The sequence below is a fragment of the Paenibacillus sp. FSL H7-0737 genome, assembly GCF_000758545.1.
Classification (GTDB): Bacteria; Bacillota; Bacilli; order Paenibacillales; family Paenibacillaceae; genus Paenibacillus_AQ.
This window is the reverse complement of the sequence record NZ_CP009279.1, coordinates 4,389,461-4,414,432: the sequence shown is the minus strand read 5'-3', so window position 1 is coordinate 4,414,432 and position 24,972 is coordinate 4,389,461. Positions and strand designations below refer to the sequence as shown.

Below are 24,972 nucleotides of genomic sequence, written 5' to 3'. Positions count from 1 at the left end.
TTTAGATCCACTCCATATATTGGAATAGCATCTTATTTTAATTCTAGGAGATGAATGATTATTTCGGTTTGCGTTCAGAAATATATGAACCGGTTAGCGTCAAGAAGATTCCCAGCAAAGTTGCCCAAGTGATCTTTTCATTCAGGATAAGGGCAGAGGCTGCCACCGTAACTACAGGCACAATATATATGTACACACTTGTTTTTACGGCTCCTAAGATTCCTACAGCCCGATTCCAGGTGACAAAACATAAAGCAGAGGCTCCCAGTCCTAAAAAGAGGATGTTAGTAATATTTTGGATTTCTTTGAATCTACTTAGATCCAAATGAAAATCAAAGATAAATAAAGCTGGCAGCATAAATAAGATTCCATAAAAAAATACTTTACGGGTAGCCCCAATCGTATGAGCCTGTAAATCGCTTATTTTTCGCATTAATACAGAGTAAATGGCCCAAACCATAGGGGCTATGAAAGCCAATAGGTCTCCGATCGGGTTCAGTTTTAGAAGAAAACTTCCATTTAGCCCGATTAAAATAATTCCAGACAGCGCAATTACAAATCCTAATATAAACTGACGATGAAATTTCTCTTCCTCCAAAAAGAAGTGAGCAATCACAGCTGTGAAGAATGGAGCAATTGAGACAATCACGCCTACATTGGAAGCAAGGGTGTAGACTAGGGCAATGTTCTCTAGAAGAAAATATAAAGTAATTCCACATAATCCTGCTGAAATAAATAGTAATTCTTGCTTAATGGATTTCGTTCGCACTGGACGTGAATAGATCAGTAACAATACAAAGTAACCCAAAAGAAAGCGGAAGAACAGAATTTCAACAGGCGTAAAATCCGTTAATAGTATTTTTGAAGAGATAAAGGTCGTTCCCCAGATGATAATCGTAATTAGTGCCAGCAGATGTCCCGTATGGGTCTTGCGTTGATCCATCATATCATGCGTTCCGTTGATCGCGTTTGGCCCGGCTGCTGAATAAATATACGCATGTATTGCTTAGGGGTTAAGCCAATCAATTTTTTGAAAAAATTTGTGAAATGGCTCTGATCGCTGAATCCGGTTAGTGAGGCCACTTCTATGGGGAGTACTCCTTGTTCTAAAAGTCGCTTGGCCTGAATAATCCGAATGGTTTCCAAGTATCGATAAGGAGATATCCCTTTTTGTCTGGTAAATAAACGCAGTAAATGATATTTGCTTAAGCTTGTCAATTCACTTAATTGATTGAGGGTAATATTCTGCGCATAATGAGTCTCTATGTATTCGCAAATGGTTTTGATTTCAGAGGTAAGGTCTTGTGAAGAATAGAAAGGCTCTGCATCGGAATATTCCCTCAGAAGCTGCTCCAGGAGAAACAGAAACAATTCTTCTTTTTGAAAATCAGTTTGATCCTCTAATATCATTTGATGTAGATCGTGTAATGAGGTTGCCAGTTCACTTTGGTATAGCGCATTATGTGTGAACCGAGGCAAGTAGTCCATGCCGGTAATTTCAAGCACATACTTACGCATTATCTCAGGCTGAATATTGAAGGCGCGGTAATCAAAAGAGTTTCCGTCCATCGGTTCACAGTTGTGGGTATCTTGCGGATTAAAGATGATAACATCTCCGCTGTTAAGGATATGTTCTTCATTGTTACAAATCATAAGTCTTTTGCCTTGTTCAATAAAACCTATAACGTAATAGTCATGAAAATGGTTAGGGAATTTTTGCATGATCCCTTCAAAGCGATACGCCTCAAAATTCAAGCCGCTATCGAAGACGATGGTCCGAACTTCACGAGTCACTGCTGCACCTTCTTTTCCAGTTATGTATAAGCATTATAATGTGAAAATCAGGTGCATTCTTGCACGATGTTGCGTTTCCGGGACTTCTTATGTTATATGACAGCTTCCTCTGGCTCTAAAATTTTTGGAATGGTTACCGTAAATGTAGTGCCTTGCTCAGGAACACTTTCTACAGTGATCGCTCCGCCATGATTATGTACAATATTCTGCGTGATCATAAATCCAAGGCCTGTTCCTGTTTCTTTTGTCGTATAAAATGGTTTACCAAGTGCTTTAATCTGTTCCTCTGTCATCCCGCAACCTTCATCTTGCACGCTGATTCGGGCTTCGCTTTCATTCGTAAGCACATGAATATATATGTTTCCTCCACTATTCATTGCTTCCATCGCATTTTTAAGTAAATTAATAAATACCTGTTTCAGCTGATAAGCCTCACCATGGACCCATATGGAGTGATCTGTACAGACAGGGAGGATCTGAAGGTTTTTCAGTGCAGCTTGTCCATTCATTAGTGTGGTGACTTGTTCTAGTAAAGATAATAAATCCACTGGTTTACTGACATGCGTCGTTTGTGGCTTGGATAAGACCAGCAGCTCGTTGACGATAAATTCGATGCGTTTCAATTCTGACTCAATAATGAAAAAATATTTATCATTCATGCGCTCGGAAGAGCGAAGCAGCTTCATAAAGCCGTTAATGGCGGTAAGCGGATTTCTGATTTCATGAGCGATTCCAGCTGCTAATTGCCCTGCGGTAGATAATTTCTCGGATTGGATTAGCCGTTCTTCTTCCAGCATTTGCTGAGAGACATCTTTAAATATTCCGATAAATGCCTTGTTTCCATTGAAGATAATCGGTAATGTGAATCCATCCACAAATTTCTGCTGACCATTTAAGCAATTAATTAAGTAGCAAACAGAGCCAATCGTGTCACCACTGTAATATCTTTCCCTTCGTTCTTGGAGGATAGCATGATTGGAAAGGTCTACAATATTAGTAGTGGATGTACCCACCAATTGATTCAGGCTCTCCGCATGGATTAACTGTAAGCCCGCTGAATTCACATACTGAATAATCCCTTTTACTGTAATAACAACGGTCAGAGGTAATCCCTCCAGGAGTTGCAGGAATGATTTATCTTTTTCTAGTAGACTGCTTTCCGCTTCTTGCAGCTGATTTTCTATATGCCTGATCAAGGTCTTGTTCTCAAATTGAGTAAAATAATATAGGGATGCACCATTAGCATCAGAAACGATAGATATGGAGATCTCTATTGATAACAGCTGTCCGGTTGGTAGGTAGTAGTCCTGTTGGAATCGATGCGGATGGATGTTCATAGAGGAAAGAGACCTTCCAAGCTCAGCAATTTCATGGATCTGACTTAGAAGGGTTCGGACGGATGGTGAAGGTGTTATTAACTCGTTATGATCATATCCCAATAGGGTACTTAGGGCTGAATTCCATTTTAGGAACGTTCCATCTAACGAAACTAGAGCCATTCCAATTACAGCATGTGTAAAAGCAAAATCAAAACTTTGGAATTCATTGGACCGCACTGCTATTCACCTCTCATATTCTTTCCACTATATGTAATAGTCATAGTATAAAACATATAATCAAATAAAATATATAAATTTTTATATGATCGAGAATCGTTCGAAATAGCTATGTGTTGTTGTGAAAATAAGGGTGCAAGAGTCAAACGATTTCAGTTAGAATTAAAGGATATGTTGTATTTTTAGAAAGTGGAGGTGTTGTGCCGTGCAATCAATCGTTGGTGAAATCAGAGAAATTAATCGCTATCCAGTCAAGTCATTTGCAGGTGAACGATTGGAAACCTGTGTAATAGAACCGTATGGAATGTTAGGGGATCGCTTCTGTGCCTTTTATGATGAGTCAAAAGAGGGCTGGTGGCGGTATTTTACGGCTAGAAATAATCCTAAAATGCTGACCTACCAAGCGCAATTTATCAATGGAGAAATTCATGTAAGGGCTTCGGATGGACGAACCTTTGGGTGGGATGAGCATTTATTGGAAGAAATCCAAAGCCAAACTAAAACGCAAATTACCATGTCTAGTATAAAAGCTTCACATCCACAGCCAGAGCACCCGCAATTGTTATCGGTGGATGGCGCCAGTATTTTACTCATTACGGATGCTAGTTTGAAGAAGCTAGAGGCTGCGTGGGGACATACCTTAGATCAGCGCCGGTTTCGTGGGAACTTTGTTATAGCTCTACGCGATGAATCTCTTTTCGAAGGGGATTGGATCGGGCGGCAGCTCTCCATAGGAGATGTTCAGCTACAGGTAGATAGTTTTTGTGAGAGATGTATGGTTATCACGATGGACCCGGATAGTCAGGAAAGAGACCCTAAATTATTGAAAAAACTAAACCAAGAGTTTGAACTACACTTCGGAGTGTACGCTTCTGTAGTTAAGACAGGGGAAATCAGAATCGGAGACAAAGTAGAATTAATGGATTAGATAATGATATAAACGTCCTTTACATTCTCATATGGATAATTTACCCTTTAAAGGAATGGAAAATTCATAGCGGGAGGGAATGTATGAAGAAGAAAGTAATATCCCTGTTGATGGTATCTTTACTTTTAGTAGTTTATCTTCCTACGAATGCATTAGCAGCGGATAGCAGCAAAACGCAAACATATGTGAACACTCAGAAGGTCGCGGCAGAGAAGGCAGCATTCTTAACGGAAAAGATAGGAACGACAAGTCTCCAATATGCTCTTATCGATGGCGATAATATCGTTATGAGCGGCACAGCTGGATACAGCCATGTGGAGAGCAAGACAGCACCAAGCACTACAACGATGTATGGAATTGGCTCGACGAGTAAAATGTATACGACCGCTTCTATTATGAAGCTCGTTGATCAAGGAAAGGTAGATTTGGATGCACCTGTCGTATCGTATCTGAATAATTTTACGATGGAAGATTCACGCTATAAGCAAATCACCGTACGAATGCTGCTGAATCATTCATCAGGTCTTGGGGGTTCGAACTTATCGAACTCTTTCTTATTCAATGATTCTGATTCTATCGCCAAAGATAATTTGCTGGCGACTTTGACAACTCAACGCCTAAAGGCAGATCCAGGAGCCTACTCAGTATATTGTAATGATGGATTTACGCTGGCGGAGTTGATTGTTGAGAAAGTTAGTGGTATGGACTTCACTACATTCATCCATCAGAATTTTACAGGTCCTTTAGGGCTTGGGCATACGAAAACGCCAGTAGATTCTGTGGATTCTAGACAGCTGGCAAGTGTATACAATGCTACCTATCCTGCCGCTTTACCCCAAGAGACGATTAACGTGATTGGAACAGGGGGCATCTATTCTACGGCTGAAGATTTGGTGCGATTTGCAACTATTTTCACTGGAGGATCGAAAGAACTTCTGTCAGAAAAATCAGTAAAAGCGATGGAGCAAGAGGAGTACAAGCGTGGAATGTGGCCAAAAGGAAAAGATAATTCGTTTGCGTATGGATTGGGCTGGGACAGTGTAAATTTATATCCATTCAATCAGTACGAGATCAAAGCTCTGACAAAGGGTGGGGATACAACTCTGTATCATACTTCACTTGTTGTCTTGCCTGATCAGCAGATGGCAGCAGCTGTGGTATCTTCTGGTGGGGATAGCACAACCGATCAGATGCTTGCTAACGAAATATTGCTCAGTGCGCTACAAGAAAAGGGAGTTATCAAGGAACTAAAACCTACACCTACATTTAAAGCTTCGAACAAAGAGGTTATGCCGCAGGAATTGCTGGAGTATGCTGGTGTCTATGCTGATTCTACACAACTGATGAAGATAGAGATTAGTAAAGCTGGGGAATTGAGTATATCTTCGATTATGGCACCTACATTTCCAGCTCAGAAATTTTCGTATAATACAAACGGTGAATTCTTAGATGCAACGGGTACTAATAAAGTCAGCTTTGTGAAGGAAAGCAATGGTCGTGTCTACCTTTGGATTCAAGGGTACGGGGTCATTCCAGGGCTTGGTGAGACTGCTCTTTCTCAATATTCGGCTGAAAAGCTAGAGGCAAACGCTTTATCCAATGAGGTCTTGTCAGCTTGGCAGCAGCGTCAAGGGAAATTGTATTTTGATGTCAGTGAGAAGTATAGCTCACAATTTTACATGAGTATGCCAGTAGCTGGAATTGCTATGTTCCTTGATGCACCGGGCTATATGGGCTCAAATAAAATAACTGGGCCGAATAAAGCTGAAATGACCGTGCAAATTCCAACTTTAGGTGGGCGCGATCTTGCGGATATTGTTTTTGAAAATAAAGAGGGCGTGGAGTATCTCAAGATTGGAAACCAAATATTTATAACGCAGGATGCCATTAAACCTATCTATGCCGGCCCGCAATCATTGGTGACCATTCAAGCAGATGGATATGCGAGATGGTATGAAGTACCTGAGACAGCATCAGGCAAGTTGATGACAGTAGGGCTACCATCTAAAGGTTCCTTTGCTGTTTATGATGCGAATGGTGTGTGTGTGAATTTCTCTACTGTCAGTGGTCTTACGCAAGTTAAACTTCCGAGTAACGGGAAAATTGTATTTGTAAGCGATGTGGGTGCGAAGTTTGAATTGACAATCAAGTAGTTATAAACCATTCAATTATATTTTATTAAAAAAGATCCTGTTATCCAGATAATATATCTGGATAACAGGATTTTTATTAGAAAATTCTATATTCCCTATTTAAAATTCTTAGAAAACTCTTTTATTTTATCTACAAAAATCCCCTTGAGCTGATCAGTACCTTCTTTGGGAGCCTTATAGGCTTTATAACCGCCAAAGGATTCGATGCAAATCGCAGCTTTTTTTAAATCATCTGGGAAATTCTTCTCAATTAATTCCTCCGTAGTCTTTGGTTTTTCGTTACAAATATAGTAGCCCATCTTCTTATTTAGTAACTCATCTTTATTTTTTTTGATAAAATCACGAATCGCTTTATATATTTTCTCGTCTCTTACTCCAGCACCTAAAATAATGCTATCAAATGCCTCAAGACTTGGCTTCTCTATTTCAATATTACAGATCTTACTCTGAGGAAGCTCTTCTGATAATACCTTTGCGCATTGCTCTGTTGCCCCTGATTTTGTAGCGTATAGAATAAGTACTGCCATTGTGGTCCCTCTTTTCAGTTTAAATTGTTCAGGTTTCAAAATACTCTCGCAAATCGAATATCTTGATAATCGAGATATTATCTATACTATCGAAAATGCAGATCTTTTGTCAAGTTAGAAACAAGTTCTCATGCGTTAATCATACACCCTTATTATGGTATCATAGGAATAATTAAGGTATCACTAACTACATCTTTTAAGAATCAAACGATAAAGAGGGGAGTGGAGATAAGTTGAGTATTATCGTAATGCTAGTCATCTATTTTTTGCTTGGAGTATTCGTGATTAAATTAGGCATCGATAACTCTAGAAGTACGCAAATATCAAAAGAAATATTAAATGAGTTAAGAGAAATCAAAGAACTAATGATAAGAAATAAATATGAATAACTTCTTAGAAGGAGGGCATCAGGATTGATCATTCCATTTTTATTATTAATTATTGCTTTTTCTGGTTTTTTTCTAAGGATATGGATTGTTGGCCCGGATAAAGAAAAACTTTCTGACGACGGTAATGAGCTAAATATAAAAGGTAAATTAATACTCGGACTTATTGGATTAATTTCGGTAATTGTCATAATGATAGCTGATGGCGTACAGGGGATGGGAATGAAGTGGTTTTGGATTGTATTCATAATTATTTCCCTAGGATTTCAGTCATTTATTGATTGGAAATTCTTAAAGCATACGAAACAACATATCGTTTCACTGATTTTGTTAGTTGAAGGTGTGGTGTTAGTTTATTTCCTTTTCTAATCGTTTGTACCATAAAGCCTAATCTCCTTTCAGTGTGTACAAGGGATTAGGCTTTTTTGCTTATTGTAGATAAACGATCCTTTTGATTTATTGATCACTTTTTCACATAAGAGGAGGGTTAAAATCTACCCTAGTTTAAGTTATTATTCGCCTATCCGAATTCATGAATGGAGCTTTATAATCTCAAATGTAAGCGTTTCCTAAATGAGTATAAAGGGGATGAGGAGATGACGACAAAAGGGACAAAACGTTTTATATGGGGATTTCTTATAGTATGGGTCATGTTAATGACGATCTTTACGTTTAATGATCTGAATCTATCCAAAGCTCTGTATAACGAACATGAATCGCGGTTTGGTTGGTTTTTTGAGGTATATGGAGAACATCCAGCTTTTCTAGTGTTATTCGCAGCTGGGAGTATTCTATTTAGTACGGTTAGAAATGAACGGTTGATAAAGAAGATTATGGTCCGTCTGGTGTCCGGATTTTTCATCCTACTTAGTGGATTTGGTATTATAACGATTACTTTAACTCGTGGGTATGAGCTGGATGGAGATCATGTTATGATCAACAGTTTAATTATAACCGTACTATTTGCAACGTTGTGTCAATGGCTATTGAACCGTATAGCTGTTCAAACGCTCAGACAGTATAATCGTGCTGCTTGGGCAGCTATCGTGATCGTATTCGCGGAGATTCTGCTTGTAAATGTCCTCAAAATCTTTTGGGGCAGGATGCGTTTTCGTAATATGGAGGGCGATTATTCTCTATTTACAAGCTGGTTTCTCCCCCAAGGCATTCAAGAGAACGGCGTCACAACGGAAGCATACAAATCCTTTCCTTCGGGTCACTCTGCCAATGGCTGGACCATGATGCTGTGGATGATGTTTATGCCTTTCGCTAATAAATGGCGCAATATCATGCTTGTCTGTGCGGTAGTGTGGGGAATCAGCACCTCGACTAGCCGCGTCATTATGGGAGATCATTTTGCAACGGATGTATTATTTGGAGCATTTATTACAATTACTTGTATGCTGCTGTTCTGTAAGCTCTTTAAGGTTGATCTGTATCCTAATAGTCAACATACCGCTACCGCTCTGTTAAAAGATAAAAATGCCCCCTATTTTCGTTAAAATACGGACAGTTTAAAAGAATCAGCTTCAGTACAATGCAATTAAGAAAGCGCTAACAAAATGCGGCGCAGGGGAGATGGTAGTATGAATGAAAATCAAATGCCATGGAGAGAGCGTATCAGTTATGGGCTAGGGGATACCGCGTCAAATCTGATATTCCAGATGACAACACTTTACCTCATGTACTTCTATACGGATGTGTTTGGTCTGAACCCAGGTGCGGTAGCTGTGGTATTTCTTGTTGCACGGGTAATCGACGCGATCGTCGAGCCGTTCATTGGTGTCATGATTGACCGCACGCAAACAAAGTGGGGGAAATGCAGACCCTATTTTCTTTGGCTTGCTGTTCCTTTCAGCTTGACTGCAGTACTTATGTTTTTGACGCCGGATTTTGGTGATACGGGCAAACTTGTATACGCATACATTTCGTACACCGTGCTCGGTATTATGTATTCCGGTATTAATCTACCACTGTCTGCAATCCTGCCAAGTCTGACTAGTAATTCTAATGAACGTACAGTGATCAATACGGTTCGTATGATATTCGCCGTGATTGGGGTTGTTACAGTTAGTGCTGGAACGATGCCGCTTGTGAAAGCTTTTGGTGGTGGCGATCAAGCAAAGGGTTTTCTGGTCACCATGATCTTGTTCTCAAGCATTGCACTGCTGCTGTTTCTAAACATGTTTGCGAACACTAAAGAACGAGTAAAAGCCATTGATGAAAAACCGCTTCCGATGCGAGAAGGTGTTAAAGCGCTCAAAGGCAATGTGCCTTGGTTGATCATGCTTCTGATGAGCTTGTTCCTGTGGATCACAACATCGATACAAGGACAGACCAGCATTTATTATATGACCTATTATATGAAAAAGCCTGAACTCATTCCTATCGTGAATTCGATGCAATTGTTGATGATATTTTCGATGGTGATCGCTCCTTTTGTAGTGAAGAAAATTGGGAAAAGGAACACAATTATTATGGGATCAGTGGTTTCTATCATTGGCTACCTTATTGCAATTACTGGGGGGAATGCCCTTTCTATTCCGGTGCTGTTGGCAGGGCTTCTTATAAGCGGGCTTGGCATGGGAGTAGGAGCAGGTCTGATTTTTGCAATGATGGCCGACACGGTTGATTATGGGGAGTGGAAATCAGGTGTTCGGGCACAAGGCCTACTTTATTCTGCTGCTAGTTTTGGGGTTAAGGTGGGGATGGGACTCGGTGGAGCACTTGGTGGGGTGATATTGTCGATGGGTGGTTATGTAGCTAACTCCACGGCGCAGTCAGAATCCGCATTAGCTGCGATTTCATTTAACTATTTGTGGGCACCGATTATTGGCCAAATTATTATGATTACTTTGCTGTTGTTCTATCGTCTTGACAAGGATCAACCCGTTATGATGCGTGAGCTCGAGGAACGTCGCAATTCTTCTATCGCTATGTAAAGAAACTAGTCATTCATAAGGAGTGAAATGAACATGGTACCTAACATTCAAGAAATTATTGCACAAATGACTTTAGAGGAAAAAGCAGGTCTTTGCTCAGGACTAGATTTTTGGCAGACAAAAGCCGTCGAACGACTAGGTATTCCATCCATCATGATGACAGATGGTCCACATGGTCTGCGTAAGCAAAAAGCTGGGAATGATCATTTGGGTATATTCGATAGTGTCCCTTCTACTTGTTTTCCGGCAGGAGCTGGAATGGCTTGTTCTTGGGACCGGGAGCTAATCAAGCAGGTAGGCGCAGCCATTGGGGAAGAGTGTCAGGCAGAAGATGTCTCTATTTTACTGGGGCCTGGAGCTAATATTAAACGTTCACCCTTATGCGGCCGCAATTTTGAATATTTCTCTGAAGATCCGTATTTATCCTCCGAGATGGCAATAGGCCATATTGAAGGCGTTCAGAGCCAAGGCGTAGGAACTTCGTTAAAACACTTTGCTGCAAATAATCAAGAGCATCGGCGTATGTCTGTAGATGCAATTGTAGATGAGCGTACACTAAGGGAAATCTATTTGGCGAGCTTCGAAAGCGTGGTGAAAAAAGCGCAGCCATGGACCGTTATGTGCTCCTACAATCAGGTGAACGGTGAGTATGCTTCAGAGAATCCGTATTTACTCACGGATATATTAAAAGAAGAATGGGGACATGAAGGGGTCGTAGTTTCTGACTGGGGTGCGGTGAATGAGCGAGCTAAAGGCTTAGCTGCAGGTTTGGAGCTAGAAATGCCGTCAAGTAATGGTGCCGGTGATCAGAAGATTATCGATGCGGTTCAGAGCGGAACATTATCTGAAGCAGCACTGGATCGTGCGGTGGGTCGCTTGCTTTCTATTATTTTCAAAGCTGTTGAGAATGACAAAGAAAATGCTTCTTATGATCCTGAGGCACATCACCAATTAGCTAGAGTTGCTGCCAGAGAAAGTATGGTACTCCTTAAAAATGAGGGTAGTCTTCTTCCTCTGAAACGTGAAGGCTCCTATGCTGTGATTGGTGATTTTGCCCGTAATCCACGTTACCAAGGTGGTGGAAGCTCACATATCAAGCCAACTAGGTTGGATGATATATATTACAGCCTTCTTGAAGAAGCGGGTTCATATGCGAAATTGAGTTATTCTCAAGGTTACGTTTCTGATAGCGATGAGCCGAGTCTGGAACTTATTGGGCAAGCCATAGAAGCCGCTTCACAAGCAGATACGGCGATTGTGTTCGTCGGATTGCCAGAGCGCTATGAGTCTGAAGGCTACGACCGGACTCATCTTCGTATTCCAGAGAGTCAGATCCGCCTGATCGAAGCAGTCGCTGATGTTCAGCCTAACACTGTCGTTGTGCTGAGTAACGGATCGGCCATTGAAATGCCTTGGATCAGCAACGTCAAAGCTGTGCTTGAGGGTTATCTAGGTGGGCAAGCGCTTGGTGGTGCCATCTCCGATCTGTTATTCGGAAACGTAAGCCCATCAGGTAAGCTGGCAGAGACCTTCCCTTTGCAGCTGGAACATAATCCTTCCTACTTAAATTTCCCTGGCGAAGGAGATACCGTTGAATACAAGGAAGGATTGTTCGTAGGATACCGCTACTACGATGCTAAGCGAATTGCACCTTTATTCCCTTTTGGTTATGGTCTCAGCTATACAACATTTGCATACTCTGATCTTTCGGTAAGTTCGCACTCTTTGAAAGATACTGACACGCTGCAAGTAAGCGTGAAGGTTACCAATACTGGCGCTATGCAAGGCAAAGAAGTAGTACAGCTATATGTAAAAGACGTACTCAGTAATATGGTGCGGCCAGAGAAGGAGTTAAAGGGCTTCGCGAAGGTAGATCTGCAGCCTGGGGAAACGAAGCAGGTAAGCTTTACGCTTGATAGCAGAGCGTTTGCTTATTATAACGTGAAGCTGAAAGATTGGCATGTGGAAACCGGTGAATTTGAAATTTTGGTGGGAGCTTCCTCCCAAGAGATCCTGCTTGTTGAGTCTGTGGTTGTTGAATCAACTGTATCCCTCGCTAAATCCTATACCCGTAATTCAACTATAGGTGATCTTATGGGAGATCCACAGGCTGCTGCTATTATTCAAGCTATGCTGTCACAAGCTGGTGAGATGATGCCCATGCTTCAGGATGGCTCGGATATGATGATCGAGATGATGCGCAACATGCCGATTCGTGCAATGGTTATGTTCAGTCAAGGTGCTATGACGGAACAAGGGTTAGATGAGCTGATTAATCTATTGAATTCCAATAAATAAATCTGGGAGAGTGAGATAAAAGACATGATAGATTTGAAAGCTAAACCGTTTCATCTAGATGATGAGGGGATTAAATGGGTAGAACAAACCTTAGCCTCTCTGGATTTGGTGGGCAAGGTCGGGCAGTTATTTTGCCCGATCGGGTTCACCGAGGATAAGACGCAGCTGGCACTTTTGACACAAGGGATTAAGATTGGCGGGATTATGTTCCGTCCCGGTCCAGGAGAGATGGTGCAAGAAACACATCGCTACTTGCAGGATACATCGGATATTCCGCTTCTAATTGCAGCTAATCTTGAAGCAGGAGGTAATGGTTCTGCGGCAGAGGGTACTTTCTTCGGCAAGCAGCTGCAAGTGGCGGCGACGGATAACACCGAAATGGCTCGTAAACTTGGTATCATTGCCGCGCGGGAGGGTGGTGCTGTAGGCTGTAACTGGGCTTTCGCACCCATTCTCGATATCGACTATAATTTCCGTAACCCGATAACCAACGTTAGAACATTTGGTTCTGATCCGCAGAGAGTGGCTCGCATGAGCAAGGCTTATACCGAAGCGATTCAAGAGCATGGCATGGCGGTATCTATTAAACACTTCCCTGGAGATGGCGTTGACGAAAGGGACCAGCATTTGTTGACCTCTATTAACTCACTTTCAGTGGAAGAGTGGGATGCTACCTTTGGAAAGGTATATGCGGATTGTATAGAAGCTGGCGCGCATACGGTTATGGTAGGGCATATCGCTCATCCCGCCTATTCTAGAGAATTACGTCCGGGGATTACAGATTTGGAGATTATGCCTGCAACGTTAGCTCCTGAGCTTTTAAATGATTTATTGCGTAACAAGCTCGGCTTTAATGGATTAATTACTACAGATGCTACGCCAATGGCGGGATTCACGATGGCAATGAAGCGGGAGCTAGCGGTTCCGACATCCATAGCTGCAGGTTGTGATATGTTTCTCTTTAACAAGAGTTTAGAAGAAGACTTTGCCTATATGATGAAAGGAATTGAGACCGGCATTCTGACGGAGGAACGCGTGAACGAAGCAGTGACTCGTATTCTTGCAGTGAAAGCTGCGCTGGGACTTCATAAGAAGAAACAACAAGGCATGCTCGTTCCAGAAAAAGAAGCCCTTTCCGTCCTTGCTTGCGAAGAGCATGTGCGTTGGGCTCAGGAATGTGCAGATGAGTCAGTTACATTAGTGAAGGATACACAGGAGATGCTCCCCATTAGTCCTGAGAGTCACAAACGTCTACTGGTATTCACACTAGGAGGCGAGGAAGGATTATTCGGAGGGGCAGATATTGCACCGTACTTCATTTCCAAGCTAAAAGAGGAAGGATTCGAGGTAACGCTCTTTAATAAGAGTGAAGTTGATTTCAGTGCCATGTTCGGAGGTGTAAATGCGTTAACGGATCACTATGATGCTGCGGTCTATATCTCAAATCTGGAGACCCATAGTAATCAAACCGTTGTACGGATTAATTGGGCACCTCCATTTGGGGCAGACATGCCATGGTTTATTCAAGAAATGCCAACGATGTTCATTTCTGTAGCGAATCCTTATCATTTGATCGACGTCCCGCGTATACCAACGTTCATTAATGCCTATTCACCAAGTAATTATGTGGTAGATGCACTGATTGAGAAGCTTGTGGGACGTTCCTTCTTTAAAGGAATTAATCCTGTGGATTCGTTTTGTGGCTATTGGGATACACAACTATAATCAGAATTTATAGTCATCTGTAATAGTATCAAGCGATTGAATAGGATAGTTCTATTCAATCGCTTTTTTTATAATATAATAGGGCATAAGACATATATTGAGAGAGTGAGAGGAGGGTGCTAGTTGCAAAGCTACACCTACGAAAATATTGAGATGGACGATCATCTTCCGGTCCACATGTTTTTGCACAGTACCCATCAGGTCCCGAATCATTGGCATGATAGCATTGAAATATTATTCGTACTCAAGGGGAAACTTGAACTTTTCACAAAGGACAGATTTAGAGAGTTAAATGAAGAAGATTTGTTCTTGATTAATGCTAATGAAATTCATGCGATTAAAGCTGAAGAGAATAATTTGGTGCTAGCGCTGCAAATTCCAGTTTCTTATTTACTTCTGATTGAACCTCAAATCGAAAGAATGTTATTCGATTGTAATTCTGCGGCTGCTAGCTATGAAGAACAATCTAAGTTTGATGAACTTCGTACATTGCTGGCTGAGATGATGCTGCTCCACAATAAGCGCCCACAAGGGTATCATCTACGCATACAGTCCTGTCTTCTTAATTTAACTTATTTACTCATGCAAGGGTTTCGTGAACAAGACCAAAGTCCTGAGAAACATGATGATAAGCATCGTGAACGGCTATTGCGAATTACCTCTTATGTCAAAGAGAACTACAATCGGGCAATTAACATCCAGCAGTTGGCTCTTCAGGAGTATTTGACCGTTCCGTATTTGTCGCGTTTTTTCAAAGAGTATATGGGTACTTCCTTTACCAAATATGTGAATGCGGTGCGTTTGGATAAAGCTGTAAAAGATTTGACGCTTACCAATCTATCTATTACACAGATCGCTCATGATCATGGGTTTCCCAACCTGAAATCCTTTAATGCGGTGTTTAAAGAGTTCTATCGACAGACGCCTGGAGAATACCGGAAGACCGTCTTTGACGGACGCAGTTCATTTCAGAAAAGCAGTGTGGCCCAGTTTAACTACTTTGACATGAATCCCACACAGGCGTTTGAGTCGCTTTTCAAATATCTGCCTAACAAGAATTTATCAGCTACTTCCAATCTACCAGTTGCCCTTCATATACATAAGCAGACCCATGAGATTTCGGTAAAGTCTAACCAAAGCAAGGAGCTTGCGCATACTTGGAAGAAGCTCATGACGGTGGGAAAGGCCAAAGAGGTATTGTTTGCAGAGGTACAAAGACATATCAAGCAAATGCAACAGGAGATTGGGTTTCAGTATATACGGTTTCACGGTATTTTTGATGATGAGATGATGATTTATGGCGAGAATGAGCGGGGAGAAGTGAGCTTAAACTTTGCTTATAGCGATTCATTATTTGATTTTTTACTGTGCTCCGGATTGAAACCGTTTTTAGAGCTTTCTTTTTTACCACGCCAGCTTGCGGGAGAGGGAGCTACTTCTGTTTTTTATAAAAAGAGCTTGGTGGGTAGTCCTAAGGACCTCCGTAAGTGGAATCAGATGATTCATCAGTTTATTACACATTACATTCATAGATATGGCATTCATGAAGTGAGGCAGTGGTATTTCGAGGTGTGGAACGAACCGGAAATCCATATTTTTTGGCCAGATACTTATGAAGCTTACTGTGAACTGTTCATTTCAACATTTCAAACCATCAAATCCATAGATTCTGAGCTACGTGTGGGGGGGCCAGGTGTTTTATCTCTTACGTTAATGCAGTCAGTTTGGCTGACAAGGTTTATGAATGATGTGTGCAGACGAGGCGTAAAGCCTGATTTTATATCCTTTCACAGTTATCCGTATGATGAATCGTTAAGATCAACTCAAGTGATTCAGGTGGATTATGAAGAGAATCCGGATGTGTTGTTTCAGAAAATAGAGCTTTCAGCGGATACAGAATATTTATCGCGAGTCATTAATAAATTGAAGAAAACCGTATCGGAAGCTATGGGAAGTGATGTTCCTGAACTGCATATGACAGAATGGAATGCCACAGGCTCACACCGTGATTTAGTGAATGATACATGCTTTAAGGCAGCCTATATCGTGAAAAATGTACTGGAAAATATGGATGGTCTCCATAGTTTTGGTTATTGGACGGCTACGGATTTGCTAGAGGAGTTCAAAATGTCGTCAGAAACGTTTCATGGAGGTTTGGGGCTGATGACATATAACGGGATACCAAAGCCATCCTTCTACGCGTTTAAACTGCTTGCAAAGTTAGGCCGCCAATTCATTCATCAAGGGGAAGGATATTACATTACTAGTAGTGATATGGGGCTGCAGGTGATGATGTATGCTTACGCGCATATCGATTCATTGTACCAAAAAGGTGATGCCTCACTCATTAATCGCATGAATAGATACGATGTGTTCGAAGAAGGTGGAGACATAGAGTTGACGTTGGAGCTTACAGATATTCAGCCAGGCTCGTATACGATCAAAAGACATACAATTAACAGACAAAATGGAAGCGTTTTCGACCTGTGGGTACGAATGGGGGCGCCTCATCCTATAGATGCTGACACCCTTAATTATTTGAAGCAAGCGAGCTGCCCGCAACTGACCTTTGAACAAGTCGAAATAACGAGCACCTATTCGTTAATTAGTAAGTTGTCTCCGCATGAGGTGCAGTTGGTGGAATTGATGCGCTTATGATGGGGTTATTTACAACTGGACAGAATCCTGGGTTCGTTAGACAAAGTTCCTCGGAGTATTGCGGTTGAAGCTTGGATAGCTCTGTGAAATAGTAGCTGATCATATGATTACCACTTGCCGATCCATTCTGAAATGACAGTGATAAAAAAGTGTGGACATGACTGTAATAGTACTTCGTTTCCCGTTTAGGTAGCCTGTATACATGTGGAGGCGCGTAGGTAACAACATCAAAGAGATTGGCATAACGGTAGCTCTTGCGGACATATTGTTTAAAAGCATTAACGAAGTTCGGATCGCCTACACGTGGTGAACCATAGGTGTACAGAATAGGTGAGATGTGCGAGGTGTTGGCCGCAAGATCAATAGCACATAAAGTGGCGAGTGCTCCGCCAAGACTGTGACCAGTAATGTATAAGGTCTTATCGGGAGATAACTTAGCGAGTGTAGAGATAATCCCATCGCGCGCTGATGAGTAGATATTCGTGAAACCGCGGTGGGTAAGGGTATCTTCTTTAATGTAATTGAATCTCTCTTGTGAGGCCATAACGTTTGACATCCAATCGGTTGTGGAGCTGGTTCCTCGGAAAGCAACGATAATCTCTTGTGGAGATTCCAAAATAAATCCAAAGCGTTCCCACACCTCGCTGATGGATCTTGCTTCAATCGTATCCACGATCTGATAATCTAATGGAACGACGAACGAACCATCTTTATTTGAGAACTGCGCATAGGTCTGTCCGCAGATAGCAGCTAGAAAGATAGCTCTTTGCTCTTGATCTTTTTTGGTACCCATGTGCATCCCGCCCTTCTTCCTAAACTATATTAGGGGGACGAGGGAGAGATTCCTATATCATGCAAGACCCTGTACTAATGAAAGGGCTAAATTCTACACCGCTTGAATACTTACTTCAGATGATCTGTTATTAGGAGGTTTAACGTTATGAATCTAACTTTAGTGTACGTAAATGATTAAATTACTACGAAAGTCAAAAGTTCAGCGACGCTTAATGATTTCATTTCTGCTGCTTGCTATTATCCCACTGTGTACCTTCGGCTTTCTAGCTTACCATAAATCGAATGAAGCAATCACCTCTAAGACAACTACCTTTGTAAATGATATATTACGCCTCTTAGGAAGCAAGATCGGAACAGAAGTGGCCAAATATGAGACTTTTGCCGATCAAATTATGTTGAATGGAGATATTCAGCAAGCACTGCTCCGCTACAATAGATTGAGTGATCTTGATATTAGTAACATACATAAGAAGTTTGAAGACACTGTGTTAAGCGATAAATTTTGGCTGTTTGCTACAATCAAAACACTACAGATTCTAACTAATAATGGACAAGTTCTGTACGATTATGGATACGAAGAATTTACTACAGAGGATAAACAGCGAATATTTGCTCAGGCCAAACAGAATAAAAGTGCAGATATCTGGACCACAGCCCATACGACAGCTGGTGATAATATCCTTTCATTGTCTAGGAGGATTCCACTTTCATATGGATCGGGTGAAACTGTAGGGTTCGTCATTATGGGGATTGATGAGGAATTATTCTCACAGATTTTGTTTGGAAGCATTAATATGGGACAGGGTAGTGAACAAATCATTATGAATGATGCAGGAGAAATATTGACGAGCAACAACCACTTGTTTCAGTCTGATCAAGATTTGGAAGCTAATCGTACTTTAAATCATTTGATTAATTCCCGTATGGAGACGGGGACAGTAACGCTGCGGGCAGAACCCTACTTTTTCTTAAATACACATAATGAGGTACTTCATTGGAATGTAATTAGTTTAATTCCGCAAGCCTACTTGAATATGGGATCTGTAGAAATTAGAAATGAAATGTTCTTCATTGCCGTCATATGTGTAGTTGTTTCATCCTTATTTGCAACCTTCATCTCTGTTAGTATCTCCACCCCCCTTAAGAAGTTAGTGAGTGGAATGAACCAGGTCATGCGAGGTAATTTAAAGGTAGAAATAAACGACAATCATCCAGATGAAATCGGATACCTTTCAGGGAAATTTGAAGCCATGATCGAGGAAATCAAACTATTGATTGACCGTGTGGAGCAAGAACAGGCACAGAAGAGGGGTATTGAGCTACAAATGTTGCAGGCACAAATTAATCCGCATTTTCTATTTAATACATTGAGTTCGTTAAAATGGACGGCGATGCTAAGTCAGGCGGATAGTGTAAGCAATGGTTTAGGTGCACTGGCTGAATTACTTCGAAGTACAATTGTTCAGAAGAATGAACGGATAACGCTTGGGGAAGAGCTTCGGAACATCAAGAACTATGTAGTTATTCAACAAATTAGATACGGGATGTCATTACAGGTTGATGTGCAAATTCCTGAACAGTTATTAGATACTCAAGTGTTGAAATTTTTGCTTCAGCCCATTGTAGAGAATTCGATTATTCATGGACTAAGCGGCGAGAATATGGAACCTAGAATTACAATGACTGCTGAATTGAACGGAGAGGTGTTAAAGATTAAGTTAAGCGACAATGGGAAAGGGATGAGTGCTGAGAAGTTACAGGAGATATTGCAACTTAAAGATAATCATTCAGAGAATCGATTAGCAAATATCGGTATTGGAAATGTACGGGAGAGAATCAAATTACATTATGGAGACCCCTATGGATTAGAGATTTGGAGTAAGCCTGATCAAGGCACGGATGTTATCATCACGATACCTTATATTTCTACACTTCAGGAGGACTCAGCTGATGCGGATACTAATTGTGGATGATGAGAAAATAGTGAGGATTGCACTTAGTACACTAATTAAATGGGATGAATATGGTTTTAAATTAATGGGTGCTGTTGCAGATGGATACAAAGCTCTTGAGGTCATAGAGACAGAATCGATCGATATCGTGATTATGGATCTAGTGATGCCTAACATGGATGGACTTGAATTAATCCGAACGCTCAACGAACGCAAATTCACTGGGAAGTTTGTGGTGCTTAGTAATTATGATGATTATGCTTACGTGCGGGAAGCCATGAAACTTGGAGCAGAAGATTATATGTTGAAGCTGACGCTTAAGCCAGATGAGCTGATTGTCTTGCTGACGAAGATCTCGGAGCAATTATTAACGGAACGAGAGCTTAAAGAACAGGACATTCATATGAAAATTAAGCTTAATGAAACGCAGCTTCAGCAACGGAACAGCATATGGAGAGAGCTTCTTTTAGATCAGGAGCAGGACATGGTTTATTTGTTACAAGAAACACAGAAGTACGGGATACCCTTCGATAGACTTGCTGGTAATCTTATTATGTTAAGAATCGATGATTATGTGGAGGCGCTAAGTAACGGCAAAATTAATAACAAGAGGCTACTTAGCTTTTCTATAGCGAATATTGTGAAAGAAACCGTGTCTGATCGCTTTGCATTTGATTTCATAGAGATGGAGAGTAATCAGTATATTGTTATAGTTTATGAACAGAGCGGTTATTCTGACGAACCCAGTTGGTTACTGTTGATGAATAACTTAGTGCAGATGCTTAAGCTGTATTTGAATTTAAGTGTCAGCATTACATTAAGTGATGCATTCGTAGGTTTGAAGCAGTTGAGAGAACAATACACTTTGTGTCTGCGAGCATCTACAAACAACTTTTATACGGGGCCTGCATCTGTCTTGGTTGCTGGGCATTCAAAGTTAACCCAGTCACTACACTCCATTAATTATGTGGAATGGTTGGATCAAGTCAAAGCAGCAGTTGAAGTAGGGAACACAAAGCTAGTATTGGAGAATATAAGCATATTATTTAATGAGGCAAAACAAATCAAATGGGACCCTTCAGCCTTAAAATTTCACCTTTTGGGATTATTATCTGACCTAGACAACTTGATCTTAAAATGGAACACACAAGTACTAACGTCCACTGAACAAAATAGGGTAGGGGCAACAACGCTCTTAGAGAGTTTTGAGAGTGATATTTCACAAGCTGAGTCTATGGAAGGGCTTAGTCTATCTATTGAACAAGCGATGCAGGAAGCCATCAATCTATTGTATCAAGTTAAAAGTAATATTTATCGCAAAGAAGTACTTCGAATCACGGAGATTTTGCAGGAGAATGTTGAGAATAAAATAACGCTTGACCGTCTCGCTCAAGAAGTAAATATGAATGTTAATTACTTATGCCGTGTATTTAAGCAAGATACGGGTAGAAGCATTGTTCAATATATGAATGAACTAAAAATCAATAAAGCGATTGAATTGTTAAAGCTTCCGGGTACGAGGATTAAAGAGGTGGCTTCACAAGTGGGGATAGATGATCCGTTTTATTTTAATCGAGTATTTAAGAAGATCGTGGGGCTTAGTCCTTCAGATTTCCGAAAGAAATTACTCGCAACTAAATAAGTCCAAGGAGGAGGCACCTGTTATGAAATATGTGGAATCTATTAAAAAGAGTTTAATTTTCGCAGGTGTGATCCTATTATTATGGGCTAGCGCAGGATGTACTCCTTAAGATTCGAGCCTGAGCAAAATGCAATCCTCTCAAGTGAAACATGAGTTTGCGAACAAAATTCTGAACTTAGCAGTATTTGAGGGAGGGCAAGGAAAGGATTATTGGCTCGCGGTGAAACAACGATTTGAATCAGATTATCCAGGGGTAACTATTAATTTGACTTCAAGCCCCAAGATCATGGAAATACTTAAACCGCAAATCGCAGTTGGTAATCCACCCGATATCATTTATATCTCACAGAGTGAGACGACAGGTATGATTGAAGAAATGTTAAGAGATAAATTATTACTCGATTTGACGGATGTATTTGAAGGGAATGCTCTCGATAATCAAGAACCTCTTAACAATAAAATGCTGGATGGTATTTTAGATTATGCTAATCCCTTAGGGGATGGAAAAATTTATGCTGCACCGTTCTATACCTCACCAATGGGGCTAATCTATAACAAGACTCTTTTTGAGAAAAAAGGCTGGAAGCTCCCAGAGACATGGGATGAATTCTTGAAGTTAGGTGAGCTCGCTAAGAAGGATGGAAGATCACTATTTACCTACCAAGGTTTGTTTCCGGGTTATTTAGAGTCTATTTTCTGGCCGTCAGTGGCATCTGTAGGGGGGATGGAAGACGTCTGGAAGGCGGAAAATTATGAGAAGGATGCATTTAGGTCCGATTCCGTCAGACAAATAGCTGAGGTGTTGAGTGCTATAGCACAAAAAGGTTATGTCATGCCAGGAACCGTTAAGTTAAGCCATACACAAGCACAGGCTGCTTTTCTACAAGGTAAGGCATTGTTCATTCCCTGCGGAATATGGATAGAGAATGAAATGAAAGGCACTCCACGCGAAGAAGGATTCGAATTTGGTTTTCTCGCACCACCTGTGTTTAATAAGGGGGATCAGAGGTATGTCATGTCCTATTTGGATAGCCTGTTTATTCCCGCCAAGGCGAAGAATATTGAACTTGCCAAGGAGTTCCTGCGTTATCAATACAATGATGATATCGTTCAATTAAACGCGGAGAAATCCAAAGGTATAGTCACGGTTAAAAATGGTCTGGAAATCGTAAAGCCATACACTTCTCCAATATTCTATGATTCCGTTCAAATATCTCAAAAAGATGTAGCACCGATTGTTTTTCAATGGAAACAAGCATCGCAGCTAGTCATCAAAGACGTAGAGGCAATATGGAACCCCATAACTGGCCTAATGAGCAATACGCTGACTGTTAAACAGTGGCAAGATGAGGTTGAGAAAATAACCAAGAGTGTGCGGGAATTAAGTTCTTCTAAAGAATAAACCTGTTTATTGAGTGTCCTAAATCGTACAGGTTTTGTTCAATTCTGTTAATGGTAGCTTTAGCATTTAGCAGTGTAAAATTGGATTAACTATATGGGATTGGATGTGACGTGAATGAGTGTAGTCATTTCAACATTAACTCTTGAAGGCGCATTATTAGAAGGAGAGAATCCTCTTCCAATGTTCAGAAACAGAGACCATCATACAAAAGTGGGGGATAATGGTACACTTACGCCAGAATTGAGACAGCAGCTGGGTGAACATACAGGTGGGAGATATTTACCTTATCGCATGCAGGATCGATATACACGTGAAAGAAAACCGATGGTTATGAAGTCGATTGTATTGGAAAATGACATCTTAAAAGCAGTCTTTTTACCTGAGTATGGAGGTAGACTCTATTCGCTTAAAGATAAACGTACGAATAAAGATATACTGTATACAAATCCTGTCTTTCAACCGGCTAATTTAGCGATTCTTAACGCTTGGTTCTCTGGAGGGATTGAATGGAATGTGGGACAGGTAGGTCACACCTTTACGACCGCATCTCCCGTACATGCTGCCAAATTGATGGATGATAATGGCAATGAATTTCTAAGAATTTATGAATATGAGCGTTGTAAGAACATTTTTTGGCATATTGATTTTCATCTTCCTCAAGGGGCTAAGGAACTCTCTGTCTATGTAAGAATCATTAATGATAGCAAAGCGTCGGTTCCTATGTATTATTGGACAAATATTGCAGCACCGGAAACCTTGCAATCAAGAGTATTCTCATCCACTAGTAAGGTTATCTATATTGATCACCAAGTAAAGGGGTTTGGATTGGGAGATTTGCCAGTGCTTCCTTCAGTTCCAAATGAAGACTCGTCATATCCAATGAGAATTCCTTTCTCTAACGAGTATTTTTTTCAGACAGAAGCAGATTATAAATCCCCGTGGGAAGCGATTGCCTATGAGGATGGTAGTTTATTCTACGAACGTTCGACTAGCCTCTTAAGATATCGTAAGTTATTTTGCTGGGGCAACCATGCAGGTGGTAGAAGATGGTGCGATTTCTTAGCGAAGCCAGGCGAAGGTAATTATGTTGAGATACAAGCAGGGCTTGCTCCAACACAGATGCATGGACTAGATATGCCTGCGAATTCAATATGGGATTTCACGCAAATATTCGGTGTTACTCAGGTGGATGCACATAAGGCAAATCAAAGGGATTGGTCTGAGGCTCGGGATTTTATTGAAACGCAAGTCAATGAACAATTGCAAGAAGATGAAGTGTATATTCTTCATGAGAAGTTGCAAACTTATGCTAATTTAACACCATCAGAACTATTGCACTCAGGCTCAGGCTGGGGAGCACTCGAGGATATTCGCAGAAAAGCTCATGCTGAAAGGTCGATTCCGGATGGATTTTTATTCTTGGAATCCAGTATTGCAGCACCGCAACTTCCATGGTTAGCCCTGTTACAAGAAGGTGGTTTGCCAGAGGGAGATGTGCAAGATATTCCGGCCTCTTGGATGGTCCAAGAAGAATGGATGGAATTGCTTCGTACCAGTCTAGAGCATGCAGATAATCAAACGTGGGATTCCTACTTGCATTACGGCACTATGCTCTATGAGCATGGATTGGAAGATCAAGGTGTAACTGCATGGCATCAATCGCTTGAATTGAAGCCATCTGCTTGGGTTTATCGTAATCTGGCGATTACCTCTGAACAGAGAGGAGAGGCAGATCAGGCTCTGGTCTATTATGAACTGGCGTATTCTTTATACAATGGCTTTCCAGACAGAGCATTTGCAGATGAGTATATTAGCATGTTGATTAGAAATAAACAATTTGCTAAGGCTTGGAGTGTGTACGAATCACTTCCTGAAGAGTTCAGGCAAAGTGATCGTCTTCAAATTATTATTGGAGCTGCAGCTCAGGAGTTGGATCATAATGAATTCCTATTAAACTTATTCCAGAAAGAATTTGCTGTGATTCGTGAAGGTGAAGTTACGATTGTGGAGCTGTGGTATAAATATCAAGCTAAGAAGCTAGCAGAGAGCAGAAACAATGTATTATCTGAAGAATTAATGAAGGAAGCTATAACCTTAAATCCACCGCCTAATAACATTGATTTTAGAATAGTTGGAGCTTAAACCAAGAGAGAGTTTCGATGATTTTAATCGAAGCTCTCTTTTTTTTAGGATGCTGAAGGTGATTGAAATTTA

The 24,972-nt window shown here is 40.9% G+C and carries 17 protein-coding genes; 12 read left to right on the top strand and 5 right to left on the bottom strand.

All coding sequences use genetic code 11. The annotated features are described in order from the left end of the window. Positions 1-58 precede the first annotated feature (58 nt). The 3 genes from H70737_RS19340 to H70737_RS19330 all read right to left on the bottom strand — a co-directional run bounded on the left by H70737_RS19340 (position 59) and on the right by H70737_RS19330 (position 3,350). On the bottom strand, positions 59-946 hold the full coding sequence (locus tag H70737_RS19340) for a DMT family transporter (protein ID WP_197071228.1): 888 nt from the start codon (positions 944-946) through the stop codon (positions 59-61). Further along, entirely contained in the window at positions 943-1,794 is an 852-nt protein-coding gene (locus H70737_RS19335; protein ID WP_042189770.1) for an AraC family ligand binding domain-containing protein, read from the bottom strand. Before H70737_RS19335 ends, H70737_RS19340 begins: the two co-directional genes overlap by 4 nt. A 92-nt stretch (positions 1,795-1,886) precedes the next feature. Beyond that, the gene (locus H70737_RS19330; RefSeq protein WP_231573307.1) at positions 1,887-3,350 is read right to left on the bottom strand and encodes an ATP-binding protein; all 1,464 of its coding nucleotides are present in this window, start codon (positions 3,348-3,350) and stop codon (positions 1,887-1,889) included. A gap of 205 nt (positions 3,351-3,555) precedes the next feature. Between H70737_RS19330 and H70737_RS19325 the strand changes: the two genes are divergently transcribed. Both H70737_RS19325 and H70737_RS19320 read left to right on the top strand, forming a co-directional pair. Next, on the top strand, positions 3,556-4,278 hold the full coding sequence (locus H70737_RS19325) for an MOSC domain-containing protein (protein WP_042189768.1): 723 nt from the start codon (positions 3,556-3,558) through the stop codon (positions 4,276-4,278). Positions 4,279-4,361: 83 nt separating this feature from the next. After that, a complete protein-coding gene (locus tag H70737_RS19320; RefSeq protein WP_042189765.1) occupies positions 4,362-6,431 on the top strand; it encodes a serine hydrolase domain-containing protein in 2,070 nt (689 codons plus the stop codon). 95 nt (positions 6,432-6,526) lie between these two features. Here H70737_RS19320 and H70737_RS19315 read toward each other — a convergent pair whose 3' ends face one another. Further along, positions 6,527-6,958: a flavodoxin domain-containing protein gene (locus H70737_RS19315; protein ID WP_042189762.1), complete on the bottom strand. Its 432-nt coding sequence runs from the start codon at positions 6,956-6,958 to the stop codon at positions 6,527-6,529. A gap of 413 nt (positions 6,959-7,371) precedes the next feature. Here H70737_RS19315 and H70737_RS19310 point away from each other — a divergent pair, with 413 nt between their 5' ends. From H70737_RS19310 to H70737_RS19285, 6 genes are all read left to right on the top strand, one after another. Continuing rightward, complete coding sequence (locus H70737_RS19310) at positions 7,372-7,713, top strand: DUF4181 domain-containing protein (protein ID WP_042189760.1); 342 nt, start codon at positions 7,372-7,374, stop codon at positions 7,711-7,713. A gap of 227 nt (positions 7,714-7,940) precedes the next feature. Beyond that, on the top strand, positions 7,941-8,846 hold the full coding sequence (locus tag H70737_RS19305; protein ID WP_042189757.1) for a phosphatase PAP2 family protein: 906 nt from the start codon (positions 7,941-7,943) through the stop codon (positions 8,844-8,846). An 84-nt stretch (positions 8,847-8,930) separates the two neighbouring features. Further along, entirely contained in the window at positions 8,931-10,286 is a 1,356-nt protein-coding gene (locus tag H70737_RS19300) for an MFS transporter (protein WP_042189754.1), read from the top strand. A 33-nt stretch (positions 10,287-10,319) separates the two neighbouring features. Further along, positions 10,320-12,584, top strand: coding sequence for a beta-glucosidase family protein (locus H70737_RS19295; RefSeq protein ID WP_042189751.1), 2,265 nt, complete (start codon positions 10,320-10,322; stop codon positions 12,582-12,584). Between the two features lie 24 nt (positions 12,585-12,608). Beyond that, on the top strand, positions 12,609-14,309 hold the full coding sequence (locus H70737_RS19290; protein WP_042189749.1) for a glycoside hydrolase family 3 protein: 1,701 nt from the start codon (positions 12,609-12,611) through the stop codon (positions 14,307-14,309). A gap of 123 nt (positions 14,310-14,432) precedes the next feature. Then, positions 14,433-16,967 (top strand): GH39 family glycosyl hydrolase, encoded by a 2,535-nt coding sequence (locus H70737_RS19285; protein WP_052404349.1) that lies wholly within the window; start codon positions 14,433-14,435, stop codon positions 16,965-16,967. Here H70737_RS19285 and H70737_RS19280 read toward each other — a convergent pair. After that, positions 16,915-17,760, bottom strand: coding sequence for a lipase family protein (locus tag H70737_RS19280; protein ID WP_042194205.1), 846 nt, complete (start codon positions 17,758-17,760; stop codon positions 16,915-16,917). The genes H70737_RS19285 and H70737_RS19280 overlap by 53 nt on opposite strands. Before the next feature lie 172 nt (positions 17,761-17,932). On the opposite strand from H70737_RS19280, the gene H70737_RS19275 reads away from it, so the two are divergent. The 4 genes from H70737_RS19275 (at position 17,933) to H70737_RS19260 (ending at position 24,900) form a co-directional block, all read left to right on the top strand. After that, positions 17,933-19,735 carry a cache domain-containing sensor histidine kinase gene (locus H70737_RS19275; RefSeq protein WP_042189748.1) on the top strand — a complete coding sequence of 601 codons (1,803 nt, stop codon included), beginning with the start codon at positions 17,933-17,935 and terminating at the stop codon, positions 19,733-19,735. Continuing rightward, positions 19,713-21,356 (top strand): response regulator transcription factor, encoded by a 1,644-nt coding sequence (locus H70737_RS19270; RefSeq protein WP_042189746.1) that lies wholly within the window; start codon positions 19,713-19,715, stop codon positions 21,354-21,356. The genes H70737_RS19275 and H70737_RS19270 overlap by 23 nt, the downstream gene beginning before the upstream one ends. Positions 21,357-21,483: 127 nt before the next feature. After that, positions 21,484-22,758 (top strand): carbohydrate ABC transporter substrate-binding protein, encoded by a 1,275-nt coding sequence (locus H70737_RS19265; protein ID WP_052404348.1) that lies wholly within the window; start codon positions 21,484-21,486, stop codon positions 22,756-22,758. Positions 22,759-22,872: 114 nt separating this feature from the next. Further along, positions 22,873-24,900 (top strand): DUF5107 domain-containing protein, encoded by a 2,028-nt coding sequence (locus H70737_RS19260; RefSeq protein WP_042189743.1) that lies wholly within the window; start codon positions 22,873-22,875, stop codon positions 24,898-24,900. Positions 24,901-24,972: the final 72 nt, after the last annotated feature.

What these genes read in the sequence shown, in the direction of transcription:
- H70737_RS19340 (WP_197071228.1), bottom strand. Translation starts at nt 946, where the DNA reads ATGATGGATCAACGCAAGACCCATACGGGACATCTGCTGGCACTAATT.
- H70737_RS19320 (WP_042189765.1), top strand. Translation starts at nt 4,362, where the DNA reads ATGAAGAAGAAAGTAATATCCCTGTTGATGGTATCTTTACTTTTAGTA.
- H70737_RS19315 (WP_042189762.1), bottom strand. Translation starts at nt 6,958, where the DNA reads ATGGCAGTACTTATTCTATACGCTACAAAATCAGGGGCAACAGAGCAA.
- H70737_RS19305 (WP_042189757.1), top strand. Translation starts at nt 7,941, where the DNA reads ATGACGACAAAAGGGACAAAACGTTTTATATGGGGATTTCTTATAGTA.
- H70737_RS19300 (WP_042189754.1), top strand. Translation starts at nt 8,931, where the DNA reads ATGAATGAAAATCAAATGCCATGGAGAGAGCGTATCAGTTATGGGCTA.
- H70737_RS19295 (WP_042189751.1), top strand. Translation starts at nt 10,320, where the DNA reads ATGGTACCTAACATTCAAGAAATTATTGCACAAATGACTTTAGAGGAA.
- H70737_RS19290 (WP_042189749.1), top strand. Translation starts at nt 12,609, where the DNA reads ATGATAGATTTGAAAGCTAAACCGTTTCATCTAGATGATGAGGGGATT.
- H70737_RS19280 (WP_042194205.1), bottom strand. Translation starts at nt 17,760, where the DNA reads ATGGGTACCAAAAAAGATCAAGAGCAAAGAGCTATCTTTCTAGCTGCT.
- H70737_RS19275 (WP_042189748.1), top strand. Translation starts at nt 17,933, where the DNA reads ATGATTAAATTACTACGAAAGTCAAAAGTTCAGCGACGCTTAATGATT.
- H70737_RS19270 (WP_042189746.1), top strand. Translation starts at nt 19,713, where the DNA reads ATGCGGATACTAATTGTGGATGATGAGAAAATAGTGAGGATTGCACTT.
- H70737_RS19265 (WP_052404348.1), top strand. Translation starts at nt 21,484, where the DNA reads ATGCAATCCTCTCAAGTGAAACATGAGTTTGCGAACAAAATTCTGAAC.
- H70737_RS19260 (WP_042189743.1), top strand. Translation starts at nt 22,873, where the DNA reads ATGAGTGTAGTCATTTCAACATTAACTCTTGAAGGCGCATTATTAGAA.